Origin of the sequence: Synechococcus sp. PROS-7-1, from assembly GCF_014279795.1 — a bacterium.
Lineage (GTDB): Bacteria > Cyanobacteriota > Cyanobacteriia > PCC-6307 > Cyanobiaceae > Synechococcus_C.
Genome location: NZ_CP047945.1, coordinates 2,164,600 through 2,189,586, shown reverse-complemented (window position 1 = coordinate 2,189,586; position 24,987 = coordinate 2,164,600). Strand labels below are relative to the sequence as shown.

General features: G+C 61.3%; 30 protein-coding genes. 14 read left to right on the top strand and 16 right to left on the bottom strand.

What is annotated here, in order from left to right; all coding sequences use genetic code 11:
• Positions 1-4 precede the first annotated feature (4 nt).
• Both SynPROS71_RS11975 and SynPROS71_RS11970 read left to right on the top strand, forming a co-directional pair.
• On the top strand, positions 5-706 hold the full coding sequence (locus SynPROS71_RS11975) for a J domain-containing protein (protein ID WP_186595329.1): 702 nt from the start codon (positions 5-7) through the stop codon (positions 704-706).
• Positions 706-2,802 carry a phospholipid carrier-dependent glycosyltransferase gene (locus SynPROS71_RS11970; RefSeq protein ID WP_186595328.1) on the top strand — a complete coding sequence of 699 codons (2,097 nt, stop codon included), beginning with the start codon at positions 706-708 and terminating at the stop codon, positions 2,800-2,802. The genes SynPROS71_RS11975 and SynPROS71_RS11970 overlap by 1 nt, the downstream gene beginning before the upstream one ends.
• Here SynPROS71_RS11970 and SynPROS71_RS11965 read toward each other — a convergent pair.
• Positions 2,781-3,038: an NAD(P)H-quinone oxidoreductase subunit O gene (locus SynPROS71_RS11965; RefSeq protein ID WP_186595327.1), complete on the bottom strand. Its 258-nt coding sequence runs from the start codon at positions 3,036-3,038 to the stop codon at positions 2,781-2,783. The genes SynPROS71_RS11970 and SynPROS71_RS11965 overlap by 22 nt on opposite strands.
• Before the next feature lie 34 nt (positions 3,039-3,072).
• Between SynPROS71_RS11965 and SynPROS71_RS11960 the strand changes: the two genes are divergently transcribed.
• A complete protein-coding gene (locus SynPROS71_RS11960; protein ID WP_370586825.1) occupies positions 3,073-4,350 on the top strand; it encodes a cation:proton antiporter in 1,278 nt (425 codons plus the stop codon).
• A 32-nt stretch (positions 4,351-4,382) separates the two neighbouring features.
• Entirely contained in the window at positions 4,383-5,330 is a 948-nt protein-coding gene (locus SynPROS71_RS11955; RefSeq protein ID WP_186595326.1) for a TIGR01777 family oxidoreductase, read from the top strand.
• On the opposite strand, the gene SynPROS71_RS11950 is transcribed toward SynPROS71_RS11955, so the two are convergent.
• The 4 genes from SynPROS71_RS11950 to SynPROS71_RS11935 all read right to left on the bottom strand — a co-directional run bounded on the left by SynPROS71_RS11950 (position 5,266) and on the right by SynPROS71_RS11935 (position 7,620).
• The gene (locus SynPROS71_RS11950; protein ID WP_186595325.1) at positions 5,266-5,541 is read right to left on the bottom strand and encodes a hypothetical protein; all 276 of its coding nucleotides are present in this window, start codon (positions 5,539-5,541) and stop codon (positions 5,266-5,268) included. The genes SynPROS71_RS11955 and SynPROS71_RS11950 overlap by 65 nt on opposite strands.
• On the bottom strand, positions 5,538-6,743 hold the full coding sequence (locus SynPROS71_RS11945) for a lipid-A-disaccharide synthase-related protein (RefSeq protein ID WP_186595324.1): 1,206 nt from the start codon (positions 6,741-6,743) through the stop codon (positions 5,538-5,540). The genes SynPROS71_RS11950 and SynPROS71_RS11945 overlap by 4 nt, the downstream gene beginning before the upstream one ends.
• Before the next feature lies 1 nt (position 6,744).
• Entirely contained in the window at positions 6,745-7,164 is a 420-nt protein-coding gene (locus SynPROS71_RS11940; RefSeq protein ID WP_186595323.1) for a hypothetical protein, read from the bottom strand.
• Positions 7,165-7,227: 63 nt separating this feature from the next.
• Positions 7,228-7,620 (bottom strand): iron-sulfur cluster assembly accessory protein, encoded by a 393-nt coding sequence (locus tag SynPROS71_RS11935; RefSeq protein ID WP_011934113.1) that lies wholly within the window; start codon positions 7,618-7,620, stop codon positions 7,228-7,230.
• Positions 7,621-7,690: 70 nt separating this feature from the next.
• Here SynPROS71_RS11935 and zds point away from each other — a divergent pair, with 70 nt between their 5' ends.
• From zds to SynPROS71_RS11920, 3 genes are read left to right on the top strand one after another with little or no spacing between them, the layout of a single operon-like run.
• Positions 7,691-9,157: a 9,9'-di-cis-zeta-carotene desaturase gene (gene zds / locus SynPROS71_RS11930; protein ID WP_186595322.1), complete on the top strand. Its 1,467-nt coding sequence runs from the start codon at positions 7,691-7,693 to the stop codon at positions 9,155-9,157.
• Between the two features lie 4 nt (positions 9,158-9,161).
• On the top strand, positions 9,162-9,611 hold the full coding sequence (locus SynPROS71_RS11925; protein ID WP_186595321.1) for an SRPBCC family protein: 450 nt from the start codon (positions 9,162-9,164) through the stop codon (positions 9,609-9,611).
• Between the two features lie 49 nt (positions 9,612-9,660).
• A complete protein-coding gene (locus SynPROS71_RS11920) occupies positions 9,661-10,173 on the top strand; it encodes a hypothetical protein (RefSeq protein WP_186595320.1) in 513 nt (170 codons plus the stop codon).
• Here SynPROS71_RS11920 and SynPROS71_RS11915 read toward each other — a convergent pair.
• From SynPROS71_RS11915 to SynPROS71_RS11895, 5 genes are read right to left on the bottom strand one after another with little or no spacing between them, the layout of a single operon-like run.
• Positions 10,143-10,961 (bottom strand): uroporphyrinogen-III synthase, encoded by an 819-nt coding sequence (locus SynPROS71_RS11915; RefSeq protein WP_186595318.1) that lies wholly within the window; start codon positions 10,959-10,961, stop codon positions 10,143-10,145. The genes SynPROS71_RS11920 and SynPROS71_RS11915 overlap by 31 nt on opposite strands.
• Positions 10,958-12,166: a glycosyltransferase family 2 protein gene (locus SynPROS71_RS11910; protein WP_186595316.1), complete on the bottom strand. Its 1,209-nt coding sequence runs from the start codon at positions 12,164-12,166 to the stop codon at positions 10,958-10,960. The genes SynPROS71_RS11915 and SynPROS71_RS11910 overlap by 4 nt, the downstream gene beginning before the upstream one ends.
• A gap of 36 nt (positions 12,167-12,202) precedes the next feature.
• Complete coding sequence (locus SynPROS71_RS11905) at positions 12,203-13,831, bottom strand: glycoside hydrolase family 3 N-terminal domain-containing protein (protein ID WP_186595314.1); 1,629 nt, start codon at positions 13,829-13,831, stop codon at positions 12,203-12,205.
• Positions 13,818-14,240, bottom strand: a complete 423-nt coding sequence (rbfA, locus tag SynPROS71_RS11900) for a 30S ribosome-binding factor RbfA (protein WP_186595312.1) — start codon at positions 14,238-14,240, stop codon at positions 13,818-13,820. The genes SynPROS71_RS11905 and rbfA overlap by 14 nt, the downstream gene beginning before the upstream one ends.
• 1 nt (position 14,241) lies before the next feature.
• Positions 14,242-14,448 carry a DUF751 family protein gene (locus SynPROS71_RS11895; RefSeq protein ID WP_006043059.1) on the bottom strand — a complete coding sequence of 69 codons (207 nt, stop codon included), beginning with the start codon at positions 14,446-14,448 and terminating at the stop codon, positions 14,242-14,244.
• Positions 14,449-14,507: 59 nt separating this feature from the next.
• Between SynPROS71_RS11895 and SynPROS71_RS11890 the strand changes: the two genes are divergently transcribed.
• The gene (locus SynPROS71_RS11890) at positions 14,508-15,236 is read left to right on the top strand and encodes a glutathione S-transferase family protein (protein ID WP_186595310.1); all 729 of its coding nucleotides are present in this window, start codon (positions 14,508-14,510) and stop codon (positions 15,234-15,236) included.
• Here the strand turns inward: SynPROS71_RS11890 and SynPROS71_RS11885 are convergent.
• Positions 15,205-15,894 (bottom strand): DUF6816 family protein, encoded by a 690-nt coding sequence (locus SynPROS71_RS11885; RefSeq protein WP_186598073.1) that lies wholly within the window; start codon positions 15,892-15,894, stop codon positions 15,205-15,207. The genes SynPROS71_RS11890 and SynPROS71_RS11885 overlap by 32 nt on opposite strands.
• 31 nt (positions 15,895-15,925) lie before the next feature.
• On the opposite strand from SynPROS71_RS11885, the gene SynPROS71_RS11880 reads away from it, so the two are divergent.
• Positions 15,926-16,189, top strand: coding sequence for a chlororespiratory reduction protein 7 (locus SynPROS71_RS11880; RefSeq protein WP_186595308.1), 264 nt, complete (start codon positions 15,926-15,928; stop codon positions 16,187-16,189).
• Positions 16,190-16,192: 3 nt separating this feature from the next.
• Here the strand turns inward: SynPROS71_RS11880 and SynPROS71_RS11875 are convergent, their stop codons facing one another.
• A complete protein-coding gene (locus SynPROS71_RS11875; RefSeq protein ID WP_186595306.1) occupies positions 16,193-16,768 on the bottom strand; it encodes a shikimate kinase in 576 nt (191 codons plus the stop codon).
• 51 nt (positions 16,769-16,819) lie between these two features.
• Here SynPROS71_RS11875 and SynPROS71_RS11870 point away from each other — a divergent pair, with 51 nt between their 5' ends.
• Both SynPROS71_RS11870 and SynPROS71_RS11865 read left to right on the top strand, forming a co-directional pair.
• A complete protein-coding gene (locus tag SynPROS71_RS11870) occupies positions 16,820-17,740 on the top strand; it encodes a 6-carboxytetrahydropterin synthase (protein WP_186595304.1) in 921 nt (306 codons plus the stop codon).
• Positions 17,741-17,752: 12 nt separating this feature from the next.
• On the top strand, positions 17,753-18,439 hold the full coding sequence (locus tag SynPROS71_RS11865; protein WP_186595302.1) for a RibD family protein: 687 nt from the start codon (positions 17,753-17,755) through the stop codon (positions 18,437-18,439).
• On the opposite strand, the gene SynPROS71_RS11860 is transcribed toward SynPROS71_RS11865, so the two are convergent.
• A complete protein-coding gene (locus SynPROS71_RS11860; RefSeq protein WP_255442165.1) occupies positions 18,394-18,837 on the bottom strand; it encodes a hypothetical protein in 444 nt (147 codons plus the stop codon). The two genes, SynPROS71_RS11865 and SynPROS71_RS11860, sit on opposite strands and share 46 nt — an antisense overlap.
• A gap of 101 nt (positions 18,838-18,938) precedes the next feature.
• Here SynPROS71_RS11860 and SynPROS71_RS11855 point away from each other — a divergent pair, with 101 nt between their 5' ends.
• Both SynPROS71_RS11855 and SynPROS71_RS11850 read left to right on the top strand, forming a co-directional pair.
• Complete coding sequence (locus SynPROS71_RS11855; RefSeq protein WP_186595300.1) at positions 18,939-20,120, top strand: GNAT family N-acetyltransferase; 1,182 nt, start codon at positions 18,939-18,941, stop codon at positions 20,118-20,120.
• 24 nt (positions 20,121-20,144) lie between these two features.
• A complete protein-coding gene (locus tag SynPROS71_RS11850; RefSeq protein WP_186595298.1) occupies positions 20,145-20,519 on the top strand; it encodes a DUF4346 domain-containing protein in 375 nt (124 codons plus the stop codon).
• An 8-nt stretch (positions 20,520-20,527) separates the two neighbouring features.
• Here SynPROS71_RS11850 and SynPROS71_RS11845 read toward each other — a convergent pair whose 3' ends face one another.
• Complete coding sequence (locus SynPROS71_RS11845; protein ID WP_186595296.1) at positions 20,528-22,102, bottom strand: B12-binding domain-containing radical SAM protein; 1,575 nt, start codon at positions 22,100-22,102, stop codon at positions 20,528-20,530.
• Between the two features lie 48 nt (positions 22,103-22,150).
• Here SynPROS71_RS11845 and SynPROS71_RS13945 point away from each other — a divergent pair, with 48 nt between their 5' ends.
• Entirely contained in the window at positions 22,151-22,351 is a 201-nt protein-coding gene (locus tag SynPROS71_RS13945) for a hypothetical protein (RefSeq protein ID WP_255442163.1), read from the top strand.
• Here the strand turns inward: SynPROS71_RS13945 and SynPROS71_RS11835 are convergent.
• Entirely contained in the window at positions 22,338-23,564 is a 1,227-nt protein-coding gene (locus SynPROS71_RS11835; RefSeq protein ID WP_186595294.1) for an MFS transporter, read from the bottom strand. The two genes, SynPROS71_RS13945 and SynPROS71_RS11835, sit on opposite strands and share 14 nt — an antisense overlap.
• Positions 23,561-24,961 (bottom strand): 30S ribosomal protein S12 methylthiotransferase RimO, encoded by a 1,401-nt coding sequence (gene rimO / locus SynPROS71_RS11830; RefSeq protein WP_186595292.1) that lies wholly within the window; start codon positions 24,959-24,961, stop codon positions 23,561-23,563. Before rimO ends, SynPROS71_RS11835 begins: the two co-directional genes overlap by 4 nt.
• Positions 24,962-24,987: the final 26 nt, after the last annotated feature.

The window sequence follows — 24,987 nt, the reverse complement described above, 5'->3', positions numbered from 1 at the left end:
TCTGATGCCCAACACGCTCGATCCCTACGCCGTTCTCGAGGTGTGCTCCACGGCGACTCAGGCTGAACTCAAGGCCTCTTACAGGCGCCTGGTGAAGCAGCACCACCCCGATGCCGGTGGGTCAGAGGAACGAATCCTGGCGCTGAATGCCGCCTGGGAACAACTGGGGGATCCCGAGAGTCGCCGCGCCTTCGACACGAGCAGGAGACCTGCGGAGGTGGCCAGAGACGAGGCAAGGGCTCGTGGGGCACGCAATGCTCGCGCCAGTCAGGTGGCACGGCAGGCCAGCGGGCGAGCGAGTCACGCTGACGAAGATCTGGCCACCTGGTTGAGGAAGGTCTACTCCCCGATCGATCGCCTGCTCGGCCAGGTGATCAATCCCTTCGCCGCTGAACTCCGGGCCTTGTCGGCTGATCCCTATGACGATGCCTTGATGGAGGCGTTCTGTACTTATCTCGAACAGAGCCGGAGCCGGCTTAATAAGGTGAAGACCTTGTTTCAATCCATCCCAACCCCGGCTTCGGCGCGTGGATTTGGTCTGAGCGTCTACCACTGTTTCTCGCAGGTGGAGGATGCGGTGACGGAGTTCGAGCGCTACACGATGGGCTACGTGGACAGTTACCTCCACGACGGTCGCGAGATGATTCGCGAAGCCAGGCAGCGTCGCAAGCGTCTCCAAGACGAACGTCGACGCTTGGAGATCTGATGGGAGCGGGAGCGTTTCGGGCGCTGCTGCTGCTGCTCTGGGTACTGTCCACGGCCGCGGATCGGCTGTGGTGGTCGCGCCACGGCGGCTTGCCCGCCTGGGATCAGGCCGACTATCTCAACAGTGCCCTGGATCACGGTCGGGCCCTTGGCCTGCTCCCGGGAGGTGGCTGGCAGGGCTGGCAGGCCCTTCTCGATCTCTCTCCAAAAATTCCGCCTCTCGGTTCTCTGGTGAATGGTGCTGTCATCGCCGTGAGCGGTGATGCCCCGGCTCAAGCTGCCTGGAGCCTCAGCCTTTGGAACGGTTTGTTGCTGTTGGCCACTGCGGGTTGGGCTCTCTCGCTTCGCTCCCCGCAGCGTTTGGCCAGGGAGTTTGCGTTGCTGGTCGCTGCGGCTGTCGCGCTGACGCCAATGCTGCTGGAATTGCGGACGGACTATCTGCTGGAGCTGCCTCTCACTGCTTGCGTGACCCTGGCGCTGTGGCGCTTGGGCTGCTGGTTGGATCCAACGCGGCCGTCATCCTGGTGGCAGGCTTTCGTTGCAGCCCTGGCGGTTTCGGCGGCGTTGCTGGTGAAGCAGAGTGCTTTGCTCGTGTTAATCCCTGCCTGCGCCTGGGTTTTGGTTGTTGCCCTGCGCTCAGGCGTGCGTCGCCAAGCGCAACTGGCGTTGGGGCTGGCTGTGGTGACCCTCAGTCTCCTGCCTTGGCTGCGCCACAACTGGATCACGACCCTGGGGGGCACCAACCGTGCGGTGATCGAGTCGGCGGCTCGGGAGGGTGACCCCGGTGTGCTGACCTTGGCCGGCTGGTTCTGGTACCCCCGTCTGATTCCTGATCAGATCGGCTGGGTGTTGCTGGTGATCGGTCTATCGGGTTTGCTGCTCTTGCTGCAGCAACGACGCTCAGGGCTTGTGGCTCCGCCCCGGGACGGTTCTGATCGCCTCCAGGCTTGGATTTGGCTGGTGGGGATATTGGTGCTGGGCTGGCTGTTCACGAACCTCAGCCCGAACAAAGATTCGCGATACATCGCACCATTGCTGCCACCCCTGCTGTTGCTGCTGAGTCGGGGCTGGTTGCAGTGGGGGCTCTGGCTTCGGCGTCGCTGGCCAGTGCAGGCGCGCTGGTTGCCGGGTTTGGCCCTGGCGGCAGGAGGCCTGGCCGCATCCACCCCTGCCTGGATCCAGCAGTCGGCACGGTTGCAGAACCGTCATCAAGGCCCCTTGGAAGCGATTGTGCTGCGTGCGGGAGGTGGCGTGCCTGGCGCTGAGCCGAGCACCTTGATCGTGGTGCCGAGCACCCCTGACCTGAATCAGCACAACGTCAGCTACTACGGGCGCCGCAATGGAGGCCAGTTGGTGGGGCGTCAGCTCGGCGGCAGCCTCGATCACGTGCAACCGGTGTTGGATCATGCCGAGCTAGTGCTGCTGGCGGAGGGCGATCAGGGATCGGTTCGCAAGGCCGCCCGCCGGCTCGATCGCGCCGTTCGCAAGGCCGGGGTCTTTGACCGTGTAGACACTTTCTCCCGTCCAGGAGGAGGGAGCTATTCCCTGTGGCGTCGGCGTGCTGATGCCCCTGTCTCGCCTGGGTTCGATCAACGCTTCCCCGCGTTGGCATCTGCCCTGGAACGAGGGCCATCTGGGCTGGATTCGATCTTCAGCAGCGTGGCGATCGAACACATGCTCGATGGCCATTTCCTCTACAGGGGCCCTACGCGCGAGGCAGCCTTCGCCCGGCTCAGGGCTGATCCTGAGGATCGTCAGGCCAGGTGGACATTGGCGTTGTTGGCTGTGCTGGCCAACCGCCCGATGGAGGCTTCCAGAGAGTTCGCCGCTTTGGAGCAGGCTCTTCCGGATAACCCCTGGCCCAGTGCGTTTCGTGCTGTGGTGTTGCTGGCCGGGTGGGACCCAGGCAAGGCGGCGTCTGTGGCTGCTGCTGCTAGGGAGCTGCATAGCAACCAGCCGGTTCTGATGGTGCTGGATGCTGCAGGGTCGGCGCTGTCAGGAGCGATCTGGCGGATTCCGGAGGCTTTTCGAAGTCTTCCCGAGGCCATTCGTGTGATCGAGCAATCGCTCGACCCTCAGGAGAACGCCTCGAGCTGATCCATCCGCAGCCATACGTCGGGCACGGGTCTGCGCCAACGCACCTGGCCATAGGTCCCTTTCACCACAAGAAGTTCTCCGGGCCCTTCGAAGATGTAGGCCGGTGGATGCGGGTCACTGGCACCCGCTTCCGTGCTGCCCTCATAAGCCGCTCTGTTCACGCGCACTAGAGCACCTTTTTTTAATGCAGGGGTGGCTTTCGCGGCTGGAGCGGGGCTCGACGGTGTCTCGGCCATCACGGGTCGGTCGTTGTTCGCCAGGCTAGAACCCTTGCACGCATCGCCAGCCCTCCTGTTGGACAACGGCCTTTCGCTTTATCTGGTGGCTTTTGGTGGTCTCCTGCTCGTGTCGGTGCTCCTCGATGACCTGGCGGCGAGGGTGCGGGTGCCGGGAATCCTCATGGTGCTTCTGCTCGGTCTGCTGATCGATAACCAGGTGGAGGTGTCCAACACGCGCGAGCTCACGCTGCTGAGCCTGGACCATGCCCAGCAGATCACCCAGGCGGCGCTCGTGCTGGTGTTGTTTTTTGGCGGGCTGACCACCAATTGGAGTGAGGTGCGGGGGGTGATCAAGCCAGCTGCGCGCCTCGCCACCATCGGGGTGTTGATCACAGCCGCGTTGATCACCGCCGTGGGGATCGGTTTTGATTTGGCCCGAGGAGGCGAAGCCCTTGCGCAGATGGTGCCGCGCAATCTCTTTATCGGAGCGATGGTGGCCAGCACGGACGCGTCGGCGGTGCTGGCACTCCTCAGGCCCCTGCAGGGCCGTCTGCCCCAGCCGCTGATGGATCTGATCGAATGCGAATCGGGGTTCAATGATCCGATGGCTGTGGTGCTGGCCGGTCTTGCTCTTGCGCTTGTCGGTGGAGAAGGGGTCGGTGCTGGCGTACTGGTGACCGATCTGGTGCGCCAGTTTCTGCTTGGAATCCTGATCGGCTTCCTGGGCGGAAGCCTCACCGTGCAGCTTCTCGGCACCCGCATGGGCCTGAACCAGGCCTCGATGCTGCCTGTGGTGAGCTTGGCGCTCCTGATGGTGCTTAGCGGGGGCACCTCTCTGCTGGGAGGCAGCCCGCTGCTGGCGGCCTATGTGGCAGGGCTGGTGCTGGGCAACAGCGACAGCCTGGATCAAGCGGTTCTGGAGGAAGCGCATTCGAGCTACGCCAAGATGGCTGAGCTGCTCCTGTTCCTGTGCATGGGACTGGTCGTTGCCCCTCAGGATGTGGTTTATGCGGCCGGGATGGCCTTCCTGCTGTTTTTGGTGATGCAGCTTGTCCGCCTGGTGATGGTGCACCTCTTGCTTTGGCGAACATCCTTCAGCTCAGCTGAACGGATCTTTGTTTGCTGGGCTGGACTGCGAGGGGCCGTGCCGATCGCTTTGGCCATCAATGCCTGGTCTTCGGGGGTGAGCTGGGGCGTCTTGATGCCTCCTCTGGCTCTGGCGGTGGTGCTTTACGGCCTGTTCGTTCAGGGCTTTGCCCTGGTTCCTCTCGCTCGGCGCATGCAACTCACCCTTCCGGATCCCGGCGCTGATTCTTCTTCGACTGCCTAACCTCGAGCACCGTTTCTCTGCGCTCACCTTCCATGCGTCTCCTGCTGATCGGATGCACAGGCCTGGTTGGGCGTGGGCTGATTCCTCTCTTGCACGAGGCTGGCCATGAACTCACCTTGGTGAGTCGCAGGCCTGCCTCCGCGGTTGGCCTGCCCGACGGCATTGCCTCCCAGCTGCACTGGATTCAGGCCGATCCTGCCGCACCCTCCAGCTGGGCCTCCTCAGCTGCACTGACCCAGGCTCTCGCAGCCTGTGATGGGGTTGTGAATCTGGCCGGTGAGCCGATCGCAGAACAACGCTGGACGCCCCAGCATCTGCGCCTGCTCGAATCCAGCCGGCTAGAGACCACGCGCTCTCTCGTTAAGGCGATGGCTGCGCTCGACACACCCCCGTCCGTTCTTGTGAATGCATCGGCGGTTGGCTATTTCGGCACCAGTGCCAACGCCCAGTTCGAGGAGACCAGTGCTCCCGGTTCCGATTTTCTGGCGGGTCTCTGCCAGCGCTGGGAAGAGGCGGCCGCGGCGAAGCCGAACGCCACCCGGCTGGTTGTGCTGCGCATCGGCATTGTGCTGTCGGCAGACGGCGGGGCGCTCGCGAAGATGCTTCCCGTCTTCCGGACTGGATTCGGTGGACCGATCGGGTCGGGGCAGCAATGGATGAGCTGGATCGAGCGCGGTGATCTCTGCCGCATGATCCAGAGTGCTCTGGAACAGCCCTCCTGGTCGGGAGCGATCAATGCCGTCGCCCCTGAGCCGGTCTCGATGGCCGACTTCGCTTCGGGGCTTGGACGCTGCTTGGGGCGTCCCAGTCTCTTGCCTGTCCCCGGTCCCGTCCTCCAGCTGCTGCTCGGCGATGGCGCTCAGGTGGTGTTGGAAGGCCAGCGGGTGGGCTCCATGCGTTTGAAGGAGCTTGCGTTCAGTTTCCGTTGTCCGTCGCTTGACGCTGCACTCGCCGCTGCCACCAGCTCCAGCAGCCGTTGATCAAGGCTGAGGCGATCAACAAACCGATCGCTGGGGTGAACAGGGGCTCCCAGAGGCGCTGGAACTGACGCATGGGGGCCTCAACCCCCTGGCTACTCCCCAGAATCGCCAAGGCGAACCAGCCGGCACCGCCCAGAACCAGAAAAACGTCAAGCACCAACACACGGTCGAGCCAGCGTTTCCAGAGCGGTTCCTGCAACGGTGGAGTCATGGCGGCTGCTGAACTAAATCGGAAATGGCTTGGGCCATCCTGGCGCCTCCTCCGGCGGGGCCAAGCCGTAACAAAGCCTGTTGTTGACATTGCCGCTGCAGATCCAAATCGAAGCGGCTCTTTTCGAGGAGTTCGATGGCCAGCCTCGCCGAGGCTTCCAGGGTGGCGATGTCCCCAGGTTCCCCCTGGGCACAGAACACCGTGGGTCCGAGCAAGCGTCGCTGGGCTTCGGCGAATCCCGCGGTGAACTGGGGGCCTCGGCCAGCGAGCTGCAAGACAGGGCGTGCCAGTCCCACCGCCTGTTCCGCTGCCGTTCCAGCCATGCACACCAACAGATCCGAGCTGTGCAAAACGGCCGCGAATAGGCCGCGGCGTAGATGGATGCGGCGCGGTCCCCGCTGGAGCTGCATGCCAGAACCGTCGGATGCCTCGGTCAGGTCCCAACCCCAGGGTTGCACCAGGGCGTGCAGGGATGGGTCGTCGAGGGAGGACACGAGCGCCAGATCAACCTCAAGCACTCCTTGCCTGAAGAGCTCGCTGGGCAAGTGCTCGATCATCTGCAGAAGCAGAGAAAGATTTTGCTCAAGCTCCGGCCGGCGGCTTCCTGGGAGTAGGCCGAGCCGTCGCTGAGCGGCAGGCAATCTCCCCGCATCGGCCAGTACCGGATCCATGAAGGGATTGCCGAGAAAGCGCACCTCCCGGGCCAGTTGAGCACTGAGATCATCGGCTGTGCATTGATCCCGGCTGAAGACGGCATGAAAGCGTCGGCTCTGGAGGCAGGTGGCGCAGGGCCATGGCAAACGCAGTCGGCCCTCGTAATGGCTGGAGTAGGCCACGAGATAGGTGGCCACGGGGCGCCGGCACAGCCAGGCCGCCATCACCGGAATCACATCGCCCACCACCACCACCACGTCGTAGCGATGGCCGACACGCAGCAGCCGCACCAATCGGCGCAGCAGATAAACCACCTGCCCTTGGATCAGTTCAGTCATCCGCCCGCGCAGGCTGGTGTAGCCCAGCCCACCGGTACTGAATTCCTGAGTGCCGCCGATCAGGCCAATGCCCGCATCCCGGTAGGGCTGACCCCGCCCCACCAGGGGGAGAGCCTCCACGGTGTGCCCCCTGTTCGCCAGTGCCTTGGCCAGCAGTGATCCTGATAGATCTTCACCGTGACCGTTGCTGAGCAGGAGCAGGCGCCCCATCTCAGAGCTCCAGCCAGGCCTTCACTTTCAGCAGAGCAGGCCACTCCGGGCGACGCTTCAATCCATCATCGATCGACTCGCGCAGATCACCGGCCACGTCGGGTGCCACGGCTAGAACCTGCTGGACCACCTCAATGTGGTCGCGCACACCCTTGGCTTTGGTCTCAAGCATGGCCAGGCAGAGGTTGATGCGCGCCTGCGGGTCTTGAGGGTTCAGCTTGACCGCCATTCGTCCTGATCGCAGGGCGTCGTCCGGCTGTTCACAGAGCAGTTGAAGCCAAGTCAGGCAGGTCCAACCAGCCGATTGTCTTGGTGCTGCGGCGGTGATCGTCTCGAAATCCCCAAGAAGGTCTGCTGCAGGCTCACCGTCCTGATAGCGGGCCATCGCCTGTTGGAAAAGGGAATCCTGGGTGTCGTCCATCGATGATCGACCGATACAGCAATCCGTTCAGATTCCCACAGCAGGCCGAGGGAGCGGCCGGTTTTAAACCGCGAAGGAGCTGCCGCAGCCACAGGTTTGGGTGGCATTGGGATTGGTGAAATTGAAGCCGCCACCGATCAGTGCTGTGCTGAAGTCGAGCTGCATTCCGTAGATGTAAAGCAGGCTTTTCGGATCGCAGATCACGCGGAAGCTCTGGCCGTCAGAGGCCACGTATTCATAGCTTTCGTCATCGCTTTGGGTGTCTGAAGCCGGCACGAAATCCATCGTGTAGCTCATGCCACTGCATCCACCAGAACGCACACCCACTCGCAACACCTGGTTGTCACCCTGTTCGCTGCAGAGCTTGGCCAACTGCTGCATGGCCGGTTCAGTGATGAGGATTCCCTTGCCGTCTTTTGCGGTGTGCGCCGGCGCAGTGCTTGGGGTGGAGGTCATGGAAAACACAGGCTCGTTCCCTCACTCTATGGAGGCTCATACATAGAGTCGCCTGAGTTGTGCAGATCATGTGCGGGTCGCGATCGTCGGTTCCGGTCTCGCCGGCCTCTCCGCTGCTGTGGATCTGGTCGATGCCGGTCATGAGGTGAACCTCTATGAAGCTCGGCCTTTCATGGGCGGCAAGGTGGGCAGCTGGGTGGATGAGGGCGGCAACCACATTGAGATGGGCTTGCACGTGTTCTTTTTCAACTACGCCAATCTCTTTGCACTGATGCGCAAGGTGGGCGCCTTCGAGAATCTGCTGCCGAAGCAGCACACCCATCTGTTTGTGAACAAGGGCGGGGATCTGCGGGAACTGGATTTTCGCTTTCCGATCGGTGCCCCCTTCAACGGCCTCAAGGCGTTCTTCACAACGCCGCAGCTGAGCTGGATCGACAAGCTGCGCAATGCCCTGGCCCTGGGAACCAGCCCGATCGTGCGCGGTTTGGTGGATTACGAGGGGGCGATGCGCACCATCCGAGCGCTCGACTCCGTGAGCTTCCAAGATTGGTTTGTGGGCCATGGCGGTAGCCCCGAAAGCATCCGGCGCATGTGGAATCCCATTGCCTATGCCCTGGGCTTCATCGACTGCGAGGCGATCTCAGCGCGGTGCATGCTCACCATTTTCATGATGTTTGCGGCCAAGACCGAGGCCTCGAAACTCAACTTGCTGAAGGGATCACCCCACCGCTGGCTCACGGGTCCGATCCTTGATTACATCCAGCAGCGCGGCGGCAAGCTGCATCTGCGTCACCGTGTGAAGCAGGTGGAGTACAGCGAGGGTGAATCCCCTGAAATCACAGGCCTGCAGCTGGGAACGCCCGAAGGAGAGATCCGTGTTGAGGCCGACGCTTACCTGGCTGCCTGTGATGTGCCAGGAATTCAGAAGCTGCTGCCGAAGGAGTGGAACCGTTATCCCCAGTTCGAAGCCATCCATCAGCTGGAGGCGGTGCCTGTGGCAACGGTTCAACTTCGTTATGACGGCTGGGTGACCGAACTGGGTGATGCCCAGGAGGCGCAACGCCGGGATGTGGCGCATCCAGCAGGTTTGAACAATCTGCTGTATACCGCCGATGCCGATTTCAGCTGCTTTGCCGACCTGGCCCTGGCCAGCCCCGAGGATTACCGCAAGGAAGGTGAAGGCTCTCTGCTTCAGTGCGTGCTCACACCGGGTGATCCCTGGATTCCCAAGTCAGTCGACGAAATCGTTGCCCATACCGACCGTCAGGTGCGCGAGTTGTTCCCCTCGGCCCGCAATCTCAAGCTCACCTGGAGCAATGTGGTGAAACTGGCTCAGTCGCTTTACCGCGAAGCTCCTGGCATGGAGCCTTACAGGCCTGAACAGAGCACCCCGGTGAACAACTTCTTCCTAGCCGGGAGCTACACCCGTCAGGACTACATCGATTCCATGGAGGGAGCCACGATGAGCGGACATCTCGCCGCTGCCGCCATCCTGAGGAAGCCGGCCCGGCTGGCCACAAACACTGCAGTCGCCTGAACCCATGGGACGCTGGCTTGAACATTCTGTGACCACCGAGGTCAACGCTCCCGTGGACCGGGTGTGGGCTGTCTGGAGCGATCTCGAGGCCATGCCCAAATGGATGCGTTGGATCGAATCTGTGAAAACCCTTGATGATCCCGAACTCACCGACTGGACGCTTGCCGCTCAGGGGTTTCGTTTTCACTGGAAGGCACGCATCACCCAGCGCGTCGAAGCGCAGCAACTGCACTGGGAATCCGTCGGTGGCCTGCCGACGAAAGGTGCTGTTCGTTTCTACGTTGAGCAGCCGGGACGTACCGCGGTGAAGCTCACGGTCACCTACGAGCTTCCCGGGGTCTTGGCACCACTGATGGAACCCAGCATTCTGGGTGGGATTGTTACCAAGGAGCTTCAGGCAAACCTTGATCGTTTCCGAGATCTGGTTGAGCGCGAACAGGCATCCGGGGGCTGAACCTCGTCCCCGAAGAGGCTCTGGTCGTGCTGTTGTGCGAGGGGTGAGCTTGGCAGGACTGCTTTGGATCCTGATCAGCGCTTGCGGCAGTGACTCAACTCAGAACGCTGCTCCTGGGTTAAAGCCGCCTGTGGCTAAGGACGTTGCCTCGAAACCCTCCAAGGACCGTCCTGATCGGCTGGCACCGCCCACCTCCTTTGTGCCCTTGCCCAGTCTCGAGCAGGTGCTGAGCGCCGTGCCTGATGGCCGCCCAGATCCCTTCGCTCCCGTGGTTGTTGCTGGCTCCCCTGCAGCCACTGATCCCAGGGCATCCGATGCTGATCAACCGCCGAGCCTTGGGCTTCAGGTTCAAGGGGTGCTGGCGGTTGGTGGTCAGCGTCGCGCCCTGGTGACCACATCAGAAGGCTCAGGACCGGTCTGTGTCGGCGAAAGAGGTCGTTGCCCTGGCGAGTCGAGCGGCTTATTGCCAGTGGGATGGGTGGTTCAGGCCATCGACTTGCGCCGGGGTTGCCTCACCGTTTCGGTGGCCGGTCAAAGCGAATCTCCGTTCTGCATTGCCTGAACACAAGCCATCACCAGACCTTCGAGATCATGGGGATGAGCTTCCTGGTCCACACGGCCCAGCAGCTTGCGGCAACGATCACTTGTTTGCGGACCGATCGACACCACGGCAGCCCGTTTGAGCTTGGCCGTCGCCTCCTCCTCCCCCATGCTCTGTGCCAGCAGGTGTGTGGTGTGCAGCACCGTTTTGCCGCTGGTGAAACAGATGGCATCCACTGTCCCGGCTCGCAACGCATCCAGCGTTGCTGCTGGGATCGCCTTCGGACAGCGGGACTCATAAGCCGGCACCTCCACAACCCGCGCGCCGGCTTCACCGAAAGCTTCTGCCAGCACCGTGCGCCCACCGCTCTGAACGCGTGGCAGCAGGATGCGCAGCCCCCAGCCAGACACCGGGAAGTGTTCAATCAGGCTGTCGGCGACAAACTCGGGGGGCACAAAATCCGCTTCCGAGCCCAGCTCTTCCAGCCGCCTGGCGGTCTTGCGTCCCACCGCTGCAATTTTGAGGCTGCTCGGTCGATGGGACAGGGTCTTCCCCTGCTGTTGCAGCCGCTCTTCAACGGCATTCGCGCCGTTCGCACTGGAGATGATCAGCCAGTGGAATGTGTCCCATTCAGCGAGAGCATCGTCGAGGGCACCCCAGTGATCCGGAGGGCCGATCTCCAGAGCCGGTAAATCGAGAACCTTGGCACCGAGCGCTTCGAGCAGTCGGCGGCCTTCACTTTGCTGCTCCATTGCCCGGGTCATCACCACCGTGCGTCCCTGCAGGGCAGGGGCCTGGCGTTCCGTCATTGCCCACTCCCCTCCAGCTTCACAATCCCGCTCACCTGGGCTTGAAGCGCTCCGGCCTCTTCGGCACGGTTCTGTTGATGGAGCTTGTCGATCGCTGCGCGGAAGCTGGCGCGCGCACCGTCGATATCACCACCCATCAGACGCGCGACGGCAAAGTTCTGGTGGCTTTCCGCGTGATCGGGATTGAGCTCGAGCGAACGCTCATAGGCGCGCAGGGATGCGGCAAGGTCGCCCCGTCGTCGTTCCATCAGGCCGAGGTTGTACCAGGCCAGCGCTACTTCAGGGGCACGCTGGCAGGCTGTGGTGGTGAGCTGAATCGCCTCATCCAGCTGATTGGCCTGCATCAGCAATGCGGCCAGGTTCAGCCGGGCGCCGAGGCTCAAACGCACATCCAAGGCCAGCTCCAGCGCCTGTCTGTAGTAGCTCTCGGCAGCGTCAGCGTCCTCAGGTGCCAAGGCGATCCCCAGATTGAGCAGCAACTCGTAGCGCTCAGCCGTTCTTCCTGCTCCATCTGGCAGCTGCTCGAGCCCTTTGCGCAGGAGATTCACGCCTCGCTCATGGTTGCCACTGCTTACCTCCAGTGCCCCGAGCTTGGTGCATGCATAGGGATCATTCGGCTGATCCTCCAGCCACTGCTCCATCGAACGTCGCAGTCGCTCGGCCTTGTCGCTCTGGTTCAGGAGTTCAGGGCGGTAGCCGTCGTGCAGCAGCGCGGGTTCAGCGCAGTTCGCCACCCGCCAGTGCGATTCCTGCTGCAGGATTTCGCTCACGCTGTCGTCAATCATCGAGTGATAAGGCCGACTCCAGCGGATTCGGGGATCCCGTCGGAACAGTCGGCTCACATTGGAATAAGGGGCCATGGCAGCACCCAGTTCATGGCGAAGCAGATTGATCACCAGAACATCGGGTTGCGCCATCAGGGCTCGGATCGCCGGGATGGCCTCTGCGCGCAGGCGTTCATCGGCATCCAGCACCAGCACCCAGTCCCCCTTCACGTGCTCGAGTGCCGCGTTTCTCGCTGGTGCGAAGTCCCCGGGCCAGTCCATCCGTTCCACCCGGGCGCCAGCAGCTTCAGCCAGCGCGACTGTGTTGTCCGTTGAGCCGGTGTCGATCAGAACCATCTCGTCGACGAAGCCTTTCACCGAGTTCAGGCAGGCATCGATGCGCTTGGCTTCGTCGCGGACGATCATCGAGAGGCTGAGCATGACGTCGTCCCGCACTGGCGCCGAGATTAGAGCCGTTCAGTCAGTGAATTCGGTCTCCAGCTCCAGCGTGTGCTCGTCCCCCAGCAACTGGCTCATCAGCCTCTGCTGGGCATCAGCCATCTGCCCGGGGCTGTAGGCGGCAGGGATTGTGTCGGGAAGAAGCGCTCGCAGGCTTTCCCATCGGTAGGGGCAGCCATACACAGCCATCCCCGCCAGGCGGTTCAGCCTCAGAAGCTGGCGGATGGCTGCCGGCCATGGGTCATCACGATCGCGGCCTGCGCGGAATGGATTGCCGCGCAGAAACAGCTGCAACAAGACCGGTCCATCACCGAGCCGATCCAGAGCCAAAGGATTGTCACCCTGAGGAGGTTCATGCCAGGGGCTGATTCCGAGGTCATGGCAGATGATCGGCCTGAATCCGCGGCTGTTAGGCCAGCTGATGGCTGGAGCATCAGGGCGCAAGCAAGGGCAGGCGAGTACCCCATCCACGCGGATCAGGGTCACACCACCACCAGCGGGTGGATGCACCGGAGTCATTCCCTGTTGTTCGAGGGTTTCGCTCACCAACTCGAGGGCGAGCTGGCGCTCGTTTGAGGTTTCTCCTGCATCAAGCGGTGAAGCACCTTCGTTTCTGGATTGGGCCCCGCTGCAGCGTTGCAGGGCGTCACGACGTCTCTGTAGAGATTGCTCGAGGCGCAGGGAGGGAATGCGTCCGCTGTCGAGGGCTGCACAGACAGCGTCAATGGCCTTGTCGGCATCGGCGGGCATCAGGATCAAATCCGCCCCGGCTTCGAAAGCCTGCACTGCAGCCTCCCCGGGACCTACCAGACCTGTGATCGCCTCCATCACTAGGGCATCGGTGACGATGAGTCCCTGGAAATCAAGAGAATCTCTGAGCAGGTCGGTCAGCACCCTGGGGGAGAGGGTCGCGGGCCGCTCGGCATCAAGGGATGGAATCACCAAATGCGCGGTCATCACGCTGTCTACCCCTGCAGCGATAAGCCGGCGGAACGGCCTCAGTTCAATTTGCTCGAGCCGCTCCCGCGAATGCCTCAGCACCGGCAGCTCCAAATGGGAATCCTGGGCTGTGTCGCCGTGTCCAGGGAAATGTTTGGCGCAACCAAGAACGCCTCCGGCCTGAAGGCCGCGCTGGAATGCTTCAGCCAGCGCACCGGCGGCCTCAGGAACCTGGCCCCAAGCCCTCACGTTGATCACCGGATTGGCCGGGTTGCTGTTGACATCGCAGACCGGTGCCAACACCCAGTTGAGTCCGCATCGGCGGGCCTGGTCAGCGGTGCAGCGCCCGTAGCGTTCGGCAAGGTCCATCGCCTTTGCCGGGTCGTTTGACTGCAGACGGCCTAAGGCCATCGGCGGGACCAGCCAGGTAGCGCCTTCAAAGCGCTGACCAACCCCCTCCTCCACGTCGGCGCAGAGCAGCAGATCGTCATGATCTGCCCAGGCGCGCAGCGTTCGGCAGCGCTGCTGCAGTTCTGTGGCTGTGCCTCCCAGGAGAATCACGCCGCCAACGCCATTCGCCAGCAAGCGTTGAAGCTCCCCGTTGCTCAGTTCCCAGCGGGGGTATCGCCGTTGCTGATCGCCGGCATGACCGCTGGCCCTCACCACTAGCAGCTGGGACACCGCCCGCCGCTGCTCAGCTGCGTTCATCGTCGTGGCTGTCCTGAGCATCGTCACTGCTTGCAGGGATCTCCCCCCGCTCCTGGCGTTCACGCTCGAGGTTCCCGAGCAGTCCCAGAACGGAGGCTCCCTTCTCAAGGCCACGGTCGAGATGAAAGACCACTTCCGGTGCACGCCGCATCTGTAGACGACGACCGAGCTCCCCGCGCAGGAAGCTACTGGCTGCCTGCAGACCATCCATCACCTGGGCTTTGCCTTCAGGATCGGCCAGCACACTCACGAAGATTTTGCAGTGCTGCAGATCCCCGCTCACTTCCACCCCGGTAATGCTGATCAGCCCCTGATGCACCCGTTCATCACGGATGCCATGAATCAGCAGTTCACTCGTCTCCTTGCGGATCAGAGCTGCAACACGTTCGACCCGTCGTCCAGGAGCCATCTCAGCTCATTGGTGCTGAAGACACCATGGCACGCAATACCAATCCGAGGCTGATAAAGCCACTGATCAAGGCTCCGATCAGTGCCACTGCGGTCACGGGATTGCTGCGGCGGCGCGCCAGCGGCTCCGCAACGGAATTCAGCACGCCGAGGCTGAACGCGATCAGGTAACGCGGATAGCGGGTCACATTGACGAAGAACTCGCGCATGGCGATGGCGTTGATCCGTTTCTCATGGCTACTCTGCCGTTCCCTGCCCCGGTCTGGACATGCTGGAGCTCCATCAGTTCCGCCACTCCGCCTTCTGCTTGAAGGTGCGGATGACGCTCCACGCCAAAGACCTGAGTTTCCGTGAGGTGGAGGTCACTCCGGGACTTGGTCAACTGTCTGTTTTCCGAATGTCGGGCCAGCGACAGGTTCCGGTTCTGGTTGACGGTGATCAGGTGTTTGCTGATTCCAGTGCCATTTGCCGGTATCTCGAAACGCTGCAACCTGAGCCGGCCCTGCTTCCTTCCGATCCGCTCCAGAGGGCTCAGGTGGAGTTGATCGAAGACTGGGCGGACACCACCTTGGCCGCGTCAGCCCGGGCAGCGCTCCTGCAGGCTGCAGCCGACGACTCCCAACTCAGGCTGGCTCTCCTGCCCGATGATCTGCCGGCGCCCCTGCGACAGGTCATGTCCGGGGTCCCAGGTGGGTGGTTGAGCTCCCTGGAGGATCTGCTCGGCCAAGAGCAGAGGGCGTCCATGCTTGCCAGCCTCACGGCCTTAGCCGAAGGCCTCGATCAGAATGGGCACCTGGTTGGCGACACGCTCACCCTGGCGGATCTTGCTGTTGCTGCTCAGCTTTCCATGCTGCGTTTTCCTGCCTCTTCCGGAGACTCTTTGGCGGGCCGCGGCGTTCCTGGTCTCAGCGATCATCCCCGCTTGCAGAGCCTGTTTCATTGGCGCGATCAGCTCGAGGCGCAGCTCATCCAGCGGGATCCTGCGGTAACCGAGTGAGAACTAGCCGAAATCGGCTGCTCCGCCCTGCGAGGGTTTGATCCGTCTGCAACCCAGGAGCCCCGTAACTCACCTGGCGCTGATCAGTACAGATTCCTGCCTCGCACTGTTCATAGCGCGTCAACGTTTCGATTCTGCTCAGTCGGGGTGCCCCCGGGCCATGCACGATCTGGAGCACGAGCTCGTCACTCAAGAATCGTTCCCTGCCGCTTTCTGTTGACACGACACCCTGACGGCGGCCGATCACGCTGGTTTCCAGCAGAACATCGTCGCTGAGCCTCGCCAGTTGACGGTTGACACGCTCTGGATCCTGCTCGACCGACAGCAGCGCATCCCCCAGCAGCGCTTTGCCGATGGCTGTGGCGTTGAAGGGTCGGTCGCCGACCAGCTCCCCCGCCTGATTGCGTTTGAAGCGTGCCCTGTGAAGCAGCGTGGATTCGTTCTTTAGACGGGAACCATCAGGGTCGAGCGTGTCGCTTTGCACCTGCCAGTCCCCCTCGAACCAGTCGGGATAAATCAGATCTTGACGGGCACGCGGCCGGGGGAGAGGTGCTGGCAGCGACCACTCGGGCCATTCCATCGCGCGTTGCTCCAGCAGGGATGCCTGGGCTGGTTCTGCAGCGTCCGCACCCATCACCACCAGCAGCTGCAGCAGCATGCTGAACAGCACACTTAAGAGCCACCGCTTCATGTCAGACCCCCTGATCCGATCGCTTGATCACTACGTGGTGCTTGTTCCCGGTGAATCTGAACAGCTTCTATCAGCCGCCGCCACCTTGTCATGGCTGGTTGATCGACTGATGGCGCTCGATCCATGGCCGGAGGATCTGCGTGGATGCGACGGTGCAACCGAAGCCGCAGAGCGCCTGCTCGACACCGCCTGTGAACTGGAGATCTCAGCAGGGGTTTGCGTGCAGTGGTATGCCGTCCGTCTGGAACCGCCTCGGAGCTGATGGTCAATCGGGTCGCTGTTTCGGTGGGTCTTGGATCAGCGTTGGCAGCAATTTCAGAATCCCGTCTGCCACCTCATCCGGTGGCTCAGCATCGATGACCACGGTGAGATCGGCTTCTGCGTACATCGGCCGACGTGCCGTCAAGAGCCTGTTCAAGACCATGGCAGGCTCCTGTTCCTGCAGAAGGGGGCGAGGGGTGTCGTCCTGCTCCAGTCGCCTCAAGAGCTCTTGGTGCTTGACGTCCAGCCAGATCACGATCCCCTGGTGCATCGCCCCCCAGTTTTCAGGGCGGGTCACCGCGCCGCCGCCAGTGGCCACAACGAGGGAGTGGCGCTGACTAATCGCGTTGAGCACCTGGGTCTCCAGGCTTCGGAAACCGCTTTCACCATCGCGCGTGAAGATGTCTGGAATGGTGCAGCCAGCGGCCTGCTCAATCACGGCATCGGCATCCACAAAGCCGTACTGCAAGCGTTGGGCGAGGGGCCGACCAGTGCTGGTTTTGCCGCTCCCCATCATCCCGACGAGATACAGGTTGCGGCCGCCGAGCCGCTGTCTGAGGGATAGGACGGGATCCAGCATGGCTCCGAATTGCCGTTAGCTCATTAGGATGCCTCCCGGCCGGACCTTCACATGACTGAAACGAAGTCGATCGCCCGGCACGGCCAGGGCCGCGGATGTGTGATCACCCGCCGAGCCTGTTTCAGCGCCAGTCATCGCTACTGGTTGCCGGAACTCTCTGCTGATGACAACGCGGCGCGATTTGGTGCCTGTGCGCTGGCTCCCGGTCATGGGCACAACTACGAGCTCATCGTGTCGATGGCTGGTGACCTTGATGCCGATGGCATGGTGCTCAATCTCTCCGAGGTGAAGCACGCCATTCGCAAAGAGGTCACCGATCAGCTCAATTTCCGATTCCTGAACGACGCCTGGTCGGATTTTGATGTGTCAAGACCAGAAGGTTGCCTGCCCACCACCGAAGCGCTTGTACAGCGCATCTGGCAGCGTCTTGCACCGCATTTGCCGATCACGGCACTGCGCCTTTATGAACAACCGGGCCTCTGGGCCGACTACCTCGGACATCCCATGGACGCCTTCCTCACCATCCGCACCCACTTCGCTGCAGCCCACCGTCTTGCAAGACCGGAGCTGAGCCAGGAAGAGAACGAGCGCATCTACGGCAAATGTGCCCGTCCCCACGGTCATGGCCACAACTACCTGGTGGATGTGACGGTGCGCGGAGCCATCGACCCACGCACCGGCATGGTCTGCGATCTCTCCGCGCTTCAGCGCCTTGTGGATGATCTGGTGGTCGAGCCCTTCGATCACACCTTCCTCAACAAGGATGTGCCCTTCTTCGCTGAGTGCGTGCCCACTGCGGAAAATATCGCTCTGCATATCTCCGACCGTCTTTCCGGGCCAGTCGGGGCCATCGGTGCCCAACTCCACAAGGTGCGCCTTCAGGAAAGTCCCAACAATGCGGCTGAGGTCTACGCCGAGATACCTCAGCTGGAAATGACCCCAGCCATGTTGGAAGCCGCGGCCCCGGTCTGATCGCGTCTTTGGATGACCCATCAGACAACAGTCAGGCTGGTGCTGGCCGTCAGCCTGGATGGACGTTTGGCCTATCCCCAGGGAGGCGCTTCCCATCTTGGTGGCCCCGGTGATCGCAGGGCTTTGGAGGAAGCCTTGGCCTGGTCGGACGCGGCGTTGATCGGAGCTGGAACCCTGCGGGCGCATCGTTCCAGTTGTCTGATTCATGCTCACGATTTATTGGAGCAGCGCCAAACCGCATGTCGTTCTCCACAGCCCGACCTTTTTGTGGTGAGTCGCCAAGCGGACTTCCCTCAGGATTGGCCGTTGTTTCAGCAGCCCTTTGCCCGTTATCTGCTGACCCCGGAGGGTGGCGGTGCCGAAGGATTCCTCGATGGCCATCCTCTTGCTGCATCGTGGGCCGAGACCCTGACCAGCTTGGCTGCCCGTGGTTGGTCGAGATTTGTGCTCTTGGGAGGGGCTGGACTTTGCACATCGATGCTGGCCGATGATGCCGTTGACGAGCTGCAACTCACGCTCTGCCCCCGAGTTCTTGGGGGCCCTTTTTGCTGGGTTCCGCCCCTAGCCCCCGGACTCCCTGAAGACCTGGCCGCGGCTGATGCCTGGTCGCTGGAGCACAGCAAGCCTCTCGGCGGCGGTGAGCTGCTGGTGCGTTACCGGCGTAACCGGAGCATTAAGTCTTCGAGAGGAAGGTCCTGAAGGCCTGTGGCCGGCAAGCCCAGAAGAGAGGCCAAGCAGCGTTTGATCACGACTTGGGTGTCGTCACCCACTCGACCGCCGATCAGTTCACTGAAGATGCCGAGTTCCCTCCCACTGCGCGAAGCTTCGCGGATTAAGCATTCGCTGGCTGGCAGCGCCAGGTCGCGACAGGGTTGCATCACTGTGTCGTCGATGTCGGATAACAACTCACCCAGAGGCAGGGAGCTCGGGTCGATGCTGCCGATGGCCCGCTTGACGAGCTGCTGGCATTCCCCGGCAAGCTGCTGCTCCACCTTGGGCCGCATCAACTGCAGCAAGGGCTTCAGCAGTCCGGCCCTGGCTTCGATTGCCATGGTGCTGATGCCAACAGCCCAGGAGGCGATCAGCAGGACCTGCAAGGGCCTGTTCCAGATCAAGGGTCGAGAACATTGAAACTTGATTTTCGCCTCTTTGATTCCTCCTGGTTAGGGTTCGATCTCGGCATCTGAATTGGCCTGGGATGGCGTCGCTCTCGGCCCGCTGGCATCGAAGCATCAGCGAAATCCCTGAAGAGCAGTGGGACCAGCTGCTGGGCGAAACGATCTGCCCCTTCTATCGCTGGACCTGGCTGCTGGCGTTGGAACGGTCCGGCAGCGTGGCCCCTGATCAGGGTTGGCAGCCTCTGCATCTGTCGTTGTGGCGGGACGACGACCAGCTGGTTGCCGTGGCCCCTCTGTATCTCAAGGGTCACAGCTATGGCGAATTTGTGTTTGATCAGTCGTTCGCGCGCTTGGCCGGTGATTTGGGTCTGCGTTATTACCCGAAACTGATCGGGATGAGCCCAGTCAGCCCCGTGCAGGGTTACCGCTTCCATGTGGCCGCCAGCGAAGACGCCCAGGAGATCACCACGCTGATGCTTGGCCTGATCGATGACTTCGCTGCACGACACGGCATTCTCAGCTGCAATTTTCTTTATGTGGATCCCTCCTGGCAGCCACTGGCGCAAGCAGCCGGTTGTGCCAGCTGGCTGAATCAGCAAAGTTTGTGGTCCTCAGACAGTCAGCAAACGTTCAACGACTATCTGGCTGGTTTTAACGCCAATCAGCGTCGCAACATCAAACGGGAACGCAAGGCCGTGCGTGATGCGGGCCTCACCGTGACACCAGTCACAGGGGACGCACTTACCCCCGCTTTGGTTTCCAGGATGCACGATTTCTACGAGCAACATTGCGCCCGTTGGGGGCCATGGGGCAGCAAGTACCTGGATGCCACCTTTTTTGATCGGCTTTGTGCCCCCTCACTGGCTGAGCATGTTGTTTTGTTCAATGCCCACCGTGGAGATGTGGAGGATCCCATTGCCATGTCGCTATGCGTCAGGGATTCCCAGCACCTCTGGGGGCGCTACTGGGGGAGTGATGAGGAGATTGATTGTCTGCATTTCGAGGTTTGCTACTACGCCCCGATTGAGTGGGCTTTGCAGCAGGGGTTGGTGAGTTTTGATCCAGGAGCTGGTGGCAGTCACAAGCGCCGCAGGGGTTTCGTGGCCACGGCCCGAACCAGTCTTCATCGCTGGTACGACCCTCAGATGGATGCTCTGATTCGCGCCTGGCTTCCTCGGGCCAATGCGTTGATGCAGGAGGAGATCGAGGCCATCAATGCGGACTTGCCGTTCCGCGCCCAGCCTCCAGACCTCGGGCGTTGACCAGCTCATTCGTAGGGTGACGAGATGACAGATGGCACCCCTTCCCTCGATGACCAGCTCTCCCAGCGCTTCATTGCCCTGGATCCAAGCGGCTACTTTCTAATCCGGGTCGATGCCGATGCAGGGCAGCTGGTTGCCGAGCACTTCCCGAACGACGTTGATTCCAAAGGCCGCGCCATCGATCCCGAGACCGGAGAGGTGCTCAGCTGCCGTGGCGGCAACCAACGCACACCAGCCGTTTGTTACCGAGGCCGAACAGCCAAAGAGTTGGGAATTGCGCTCACCGAAGGAGAGGGCCCTCATCCGGTCAGCCGACTTGATCATGCCCTCTATCTCGGGCGGGAACTGCAGAAAGCTGAGGCCTGCCTCGTGCAAGGAAGGCCTTACGTTCAGGATTGAGCCTTGATTCAGACGGGTTGAAGTTCCTTGGATTCGCTTGGTTCTTCTGGTGGAAGTGATTCCAGCTGTTCCCTGATTTCACTTTGAACAATCGAGCGGTACTCAAGGAAGTGCTCGTTATGCGCCAGAACCACCAGGAACTGCTCCAGCAGTGCTGGATTCTGCGTGGCCATGCCAAACATGTAACGCCAGAAGCGTCCGCGGGTGCTTCTCTTGAGGCCCTGACGCCAGATCACGATCGACAGGGCTTTGAGATCGGTCAAGCTCGGTAGCTGGGTCGATCCCTTCCAGCGTGGAGCGCCCATCTTCAAGTAATAGGAATACACCCGATCCATGTAGGCATTGGGCTCATACAGAGCGCAGAAAGCCTCCACGTACTCATTGGCGATGTCTCGGATCGGTCTGGTGGGTTTGAAATTCAAAAGGTTGGTCTGATTAACGCCTTTTGCGGCGTCCTTGTCTTGAATCAGGCGACCTTCCTTCTCGAGGCGATACCAAAGAGCTGTATTGGGGAGAGCCTGCAGCATGCCCATCATCGCCGCGGGGATTCCTGTCCGCGTGACGAATTCCACGATGCGACGCCCGGCACCTTCTTTTTCACCATCGAAACCGATGATGAATCCAGCCATAACACGGATGCCATTGGCGGTGATGCGATCCACAGCCGCGTCCAGTGGATTGCGCGTGTTTTGAATCTTTCGAGAGGTTTCGAGGCTGGCTTCATCGGGCGTTTCAATGCCGAGGAACACACTTTCGAAACGAGCTTCATGCATCATGCGCATCATCTCGTCGTCATCGGCAAGATCCACTGAAGCCTCTGTGGCGAAGCTGAAGGGATAACCACGCTCTTCCTGCCAGCGTTTGATCTCCGGAAGCAGCAACTTGGCATTGCGCTTGTTGCCAATGAAGTTGTCATCCACAAGGAAGATCGATCGTCTCCAGCCGAGGTCGTAGAGGCTCTGAAGCTCGGCCACCAGCTGGTCTGGCGTTTTGGTGCGGGGCTTACGGCCGTAGAGAACGATGATGTCGCAAAATTCGCAGTTGAAGGGACAGCCCCGGGAAAACTGCACGCTCATGGAGTCATAAGCGTCGAGTTCGAGCAAGTCGAAGCGGGGGATTGGGGTGGATGTCACATCAGGCTTTTCTCCTTCTGAGCTGAACCGCCCGCTGCTGTCTCCCCTTTGGATGGCCTCGATAAACATCGGGAGGGTAATTTCACCTTCATCCAGAACCTTGAAATCAGCATCCGCGATTTCGGGGGCGTCAGGTGTTGAGCTGGCGTAGGGACCACCGACGGCGACTGGAAGACCGCGACGCTTGGCTTCTTCGATCTGTACCTGCATGTCGTCCTTCTGGACGATCATTCCGGAGATCACGACCAATTCAGCCCAGTTCCACTCGGCTTCTGTGACCTCGCGAACATTGCGGTCAACCAGCTTCATCTCCCACTCCTGGGGGAGCAGAGCTGCCACGGTGACAAGTCCGAGGGGTGGGAGCAGAACCTTGCGGTTCACCAGTTCAAGGATCTTTTCGTAGCTCCAGAACGTCTTCGGGAACAGGGGATAGATGAACAGGGTGCGCATAATCCGAAGTCGCGTTTGTTGAGCTCTGGTGCTGACGGTCGACCCTGCTTGCAGACCCGTCCGGTTCCTTTTGATTTCGATGCACGCAAGCTTAGGCGGGATCTGTCGTCTGGAGACCCGATTTCTGATCTAATGGATCAGCATTTTGTGATTGCAATGGGAGTTGTCATCTATCTGGGTCTGGTCGGTGCTGGTCTCGTGACCGCTGCTGGTATCAGCGTCGTGTTGCGTGGGATCAAACTGATCTGATCTCCGTGAGCACGATGCTGCCGCGGCGGCGAATTTCCAGCAACGCCAGCACAACCCCGATCCCGCCAGTAATGGCAAATGTGGTGGGAAGCCCAACGCTGATGCTCAGCTGCGCGGCAATCAGGCCGCTGATTCCTCCCCCGCCAAGGAAGGCGATCTGACTGAGGCCGGCCATCCGGCCCCGCAAGATCTGACTGGATCCCACCTGGGTGATGAGATTGCTGCTGCTGAGTAATCCCGCGGTGCCAGCACCGATTAAGAGGGTCATTAAGAGGATGAAAGGCACAGTTCCCCCTCGTGCCATGCCCAGTTGAGCTACGGCGGTGACCAGGCCAAATCCCGCCAGCGTGAGCGATGGGCGCCTGCAGAAGCGGTGACTGTTGCGCTGGAGGATCAGCCCTCCGGCAATGCTTCCCAAGGCCAGGACACTGGTGAACAGCCCCAGATCCATCGGGTCTGTTCCCAACTCCTGGGCGGCGATCAACGGGGCCAGGCCTGGGTGGAAAAAGCCCACAACACACATCAATCCCGTAAACACAACCACATGGCGCAAGGTTGAGCCGCAGTCTCTCCAGGCCACTGCAAGCGACGATTCCTCGGCCGATGTGCTGCGCTGCTCCTGCTCAAGCCTCGGATGCAGAAGCCAGATCACGCTGGCGATCGGCAGAAGATAGGTGGCTGCATCGAGGGTTAACGCCGTGGCTGGGCCCGTGAGTGTGACCAGCCAGCCACCAATCGGGGGACCCACCAATTTGCCCACGTTGAAAACCACGGAGAAACTGGTCAGAAAAGGAGCGAGCTGGGTGTTGTCATCAACCAGAAGAGCGCAATATTTGTTTCGAGCTGTGAGTTCGTAGGCCCCTGCGATTCCCACCAGGAGAGTGCTGGCCAGCAACATCAGCACCTGGGGCAGTCCATCCAGCCAAGGAATGGCGACTGCTCCGATCAGGCCAGCCCCCAGCAACGCCCATTGCGCCTGGATCAACACCGTTTCACAGCCGATGCGATCGGTGCGCACACCTGCCGGCCCGCTGACCAGAAGCGTTGGCAGTGAGAGTGCTGCAAAGTGCAGTGCTAGCACCATGGGCGCTGCCGTTTCATCCATGAGGATCCACCCCTTCGCTGTCAATCCGGCGAAGGATCCGGCGGTGCTGACGCCGGAGGCGATCAGGAAGATGATGCGTTGGCGTTCGTGCAGTCCCCGACTGCTCACAGGGCAGACCGCGCCGAGGCGACCATCGACGCAGCTCCCACGATCTCTGCGCGGAGGTCGTAGATGTCAGATCCAGTGATTTGGACTGGGATCATGGTCCCTGGAGCAGCCTGCAGTCCGTCGGCCCTGGGTTCGATATGAACCTCCCCATCCACCTCTGGTGCGAAGCGGGCACAGCGTCCGATCATGGCGCCGGTTGCAGGGTTGTGCTGTTCGACTAGAGCATCGACCGTGCGGCCGACCCAGCGAGCGTTGGCCGCCGCAGAGATGGGTTGCTGAAGCGTCATGAGGCGATCTTTCCTGGCTAAAGCGATGTCGGCGTCGACGGGATTGGGCAAATCGGCTGCAGTCGTTCCCTGCTCCGGAGAAAAGGTGAACACCCCGACGTGATCGAACCGCTGCCGCTCCAGAAAACTCGCCAAATGCTCGAACTGCTCCTGAGTTTCCCCTGGAAAGCCCACGATCAAGGTGGTGCGCAGCACCGCATCGGGTAACTGGCTTCTGATCTGATCAAGCAGGCGCTCGTTCACATCGGCTTGCCAGGGGCGATTCATGGCGCGCAGCACGTCCGGATGGCTGTGTTGCAGTGGCAAGTCCAAGTAGGGCAGCACATTGGGCACGTCCCTGTACGCACTGATGACCTCGTTCGTCAGGCCTGTTGGGTAGGCGTAGTGAACTCGGATCCAGGGAATCTCCACGTCCCCGAGGGCGTGCAGCAGATCTGCCAATCGGGGGCGCCCATAAAGATCCAGGCCGTAATTGGTTGTGATCTGGCTGATCAGGATCAGTTCTTTCACGCCTTCTGCGGCCAGCTGATGCGCTTCGGCCACGATCGATTCGATTGGTCTTGAGCGCTGATTCCCCCGGAGGTGGGGAATGATGCAGAAGGCGCAGCGGTAGTCGCAGCCCTCGGCAACTTTCAGGTAGGCCACGGCCTCGCCAGTGGTGCGATGGCGCGGTAGTCGCTCATCGGCCACGAATGTCGGCGTGCTGCTGACGCGGTTCACGCGTTCGCCAGCTTCCACCCTTTCCAGCACCTCCACGATGTGCTGGTAGTCGCCAGTTCCCACAATGGCCTTTGCTTCGGGGAGGGACTCCAGAAGCTCTTCCTGAAAGTGCTGGGCCAGGCATCCGGCGATGATCAATTCCTTCCCTTGTTCTGCCAGTCCGACCAGTGTCCGTACGGATTCCTCCCTGGCGTCTTGGATGAAGCTGCAGGTGTTCACAACCACCACGCTCGCGTCGGATTCATCGCTGCTCACGCCGTAGCCCGCTTCACTCAGAAGACCGAGCATGTGTTCGGTATCGACTCGGTTCTTCTCGCAGCCCAAATGGGCAAACGCCACGGTTGGTCTGGTGTTGGCCCCGTCTCGGCCAGAACTTCGGTCCGGGGACATGGCATGGCGAATTAATCAATCACCAT

What these genes read in the sequence shown, in the direction of transcription:
- SynPROS71_RS11975 (WP_186595329.1), top strand. Translation starts at nt 5, where the DNA reads ATGCCCAACACGCTCGATCCCTACGCCGTTCTCGAGGTGTGCTCCACG.
- SynPROS71_RS11970 (WP_186595328.1), top strand. Translation starts at nt 706, where the DNA reads ATGGGAGCGGGAGCGTTTCGGGCGCTGCTGCTGCTGCTCTGGGTACTG.
- SynPROS71_RS11965 (WP_186595327.1), bottom strand. Translation starts at nt 3,038, where the DNA reads ATGGCCGAGACACCGTCGAGCCCCGCTCCAGCCGCGAAAGCCACCCCT.
- SynPROS71_RS11955 (WP_186595326.1), top strand. Translation starts at nt 4,383, where the DNA reads ATGCGTCTCCTGCTGATCGGATGCACAGGCCTGGTTGGGCGTGGGCTG.
- SynPROS71_RS11950 (WP_186595325.1), bottom strand. Translation starts at nt 5,541, where the DNA reads ATGACTCCACCGTTGCAGGAACCGCTCTGGAAACGCTGGCTCGACCGT.
- SynPROS71_RS11945 (WP_186595324.1), bottom strand. Translation starts at nt 6,743, where the DNA reads ATGGGGCGCCTGCTCCTGCTCAGCAACGGTCACGGTGAAGATCTATCA.
- SynPROS71_RS11940 (WP_186595323.1), bottom strand. Translation starts at nt 7,164, where the DNA reads ATGGACGACACCCAGGATTCCCTTTTCCAACAGGCGATGGCCCGCTAT.
- SynPROS71_RS11935 (WP_011934113.1), bottom strand. Translation starts at nt 7,620, where the DNA reads ATGACCTCCACCCCAAGCACTGCGCCGGCGCACACCGCAAAAGACGGC.
- SynPROS71_RS11925 (WP_186595321.1), top strand. Translation starts at nt 9,162, where the DNA reads ATGGGACGCTGGCTTGAACATTCTGTGACCACCGAGGTCAACGCTCCC.
- SynPROS71_RS11915 (WP_186595318.1), bottom strand. Translation starts at nt 10,961, where the DNA reads ATGACGGAACGCCAGGCCCCTGCCCTGCAGGGACGCACGGTGGTGATG.
- SynPROS71_RS11910 (WP_186595316.1), bottom strand. Translation starts at nt 12,166, where the DNA reads ATGCTCAGCCTCTCGATGATCGTCCGCGACGAAGCCAAGCGCATCGAT.
- SynPROS71_RS11905 (WP_186595314.1), bottom strand. Translation starts at nt 13,831, where the DNA reads ATGAACGCAGCTGAGCAGCGGCGGGCGGTGTCCCAGCTGCTAGTGGTG.
- rbfA (WP_186595312.1), bottom strand. Translation starts at nt 14,240, where the DNA reads ATGGCTCCTGGACGACGGGTCGAACGTGTTGCAGCTCTGATCCGCAAG.
- SynPROS71_RS11895 (WP_006043059.1), bottom strand. Translation starts at nt 14,448, where the DNA reads ATGCGCGAGTTCTTCGTCAATGTGACCCGCTATCCGCGTTACCTGATC.
- SynPROS71_RS11890 (WP_186595310.1), top strand. Translation starts at nt 14,508, where the DNA reads ATGCTGGAGCTCCATCAGTTCCGCCACTCCGCCTTCTGCTTGAAGGTG.
- SynPROS71_RS11885 (WP_186598073.1), bottom strand. Translation starts at nt 15,894, where the DNA reads ATGCTGCTGCAGCTGCTGGTGGTGATGGGTGCGGACGCTGCAGAACCA.
- SynPROS71_RS11880 (WP_186595308.1), top strand. Translation starts at nt 15,926, where the DNA reads ATGTCAGACCCCCTGATCCGATCGCTTGATCACTACGTGGTGCTTGTT.
- SynPROS71_RS11875 (WP_186595306.1), bottom strand. Translation starts at nt 16,768, where the DNA reads ATGCTGGATCCCGTCCTATCCCTCAGACAGCGGCTCGGCGGCCGCAAC.
- SynPROS71_RS11870 (WP_186595304.1), top strand. Translation starts at nt 16,820, where the DNA reads ATGACTGAAACGAAGTCGATCGCCCGGCACGGCCAGGGCCGCGGATGT.
- SynPROS71_RS11865 (WP_186595302.1), top strand. Translation starts at nt 17,753, where the DNA reads ATGACCCATCAGACAACAGTCAGGCTGGTGCTGGCCGTCAGCCTGGAT.
- SynPROS71_RS11855 (WP_186595300.1), top strand. Translation starts at nt 18,939, where the DNA reads ATGGCGTCGCTCTCGGCCCGCTGGCATCGAAGCATCAGCGAAATCCCT.
- SynPROS71_RS11850 (WP_186595298.1), top strand. Translation starts at nt 20,145, where the DNA reads ATGACAGATGGCACCCCTTCCCTCGATGACCAGCTCTCCCAGCGCTTC.
- SynPROS71_RS11845 (WP_186595296.1), bottom strand. Translation starts at nt 22,102, where the DNA reads ATGCGCACCCTGTTCATCTATCCCCTGTTCCCGAAGACGTTCTGGAGC.
- rimO (WP_186595292.1), bottom strand. Translation starts at nt 24,961, where the DNA reads ATGTCCCCGGACCGAAGTTCTGGCCGAGACGGGGCCAACACCAGACCA.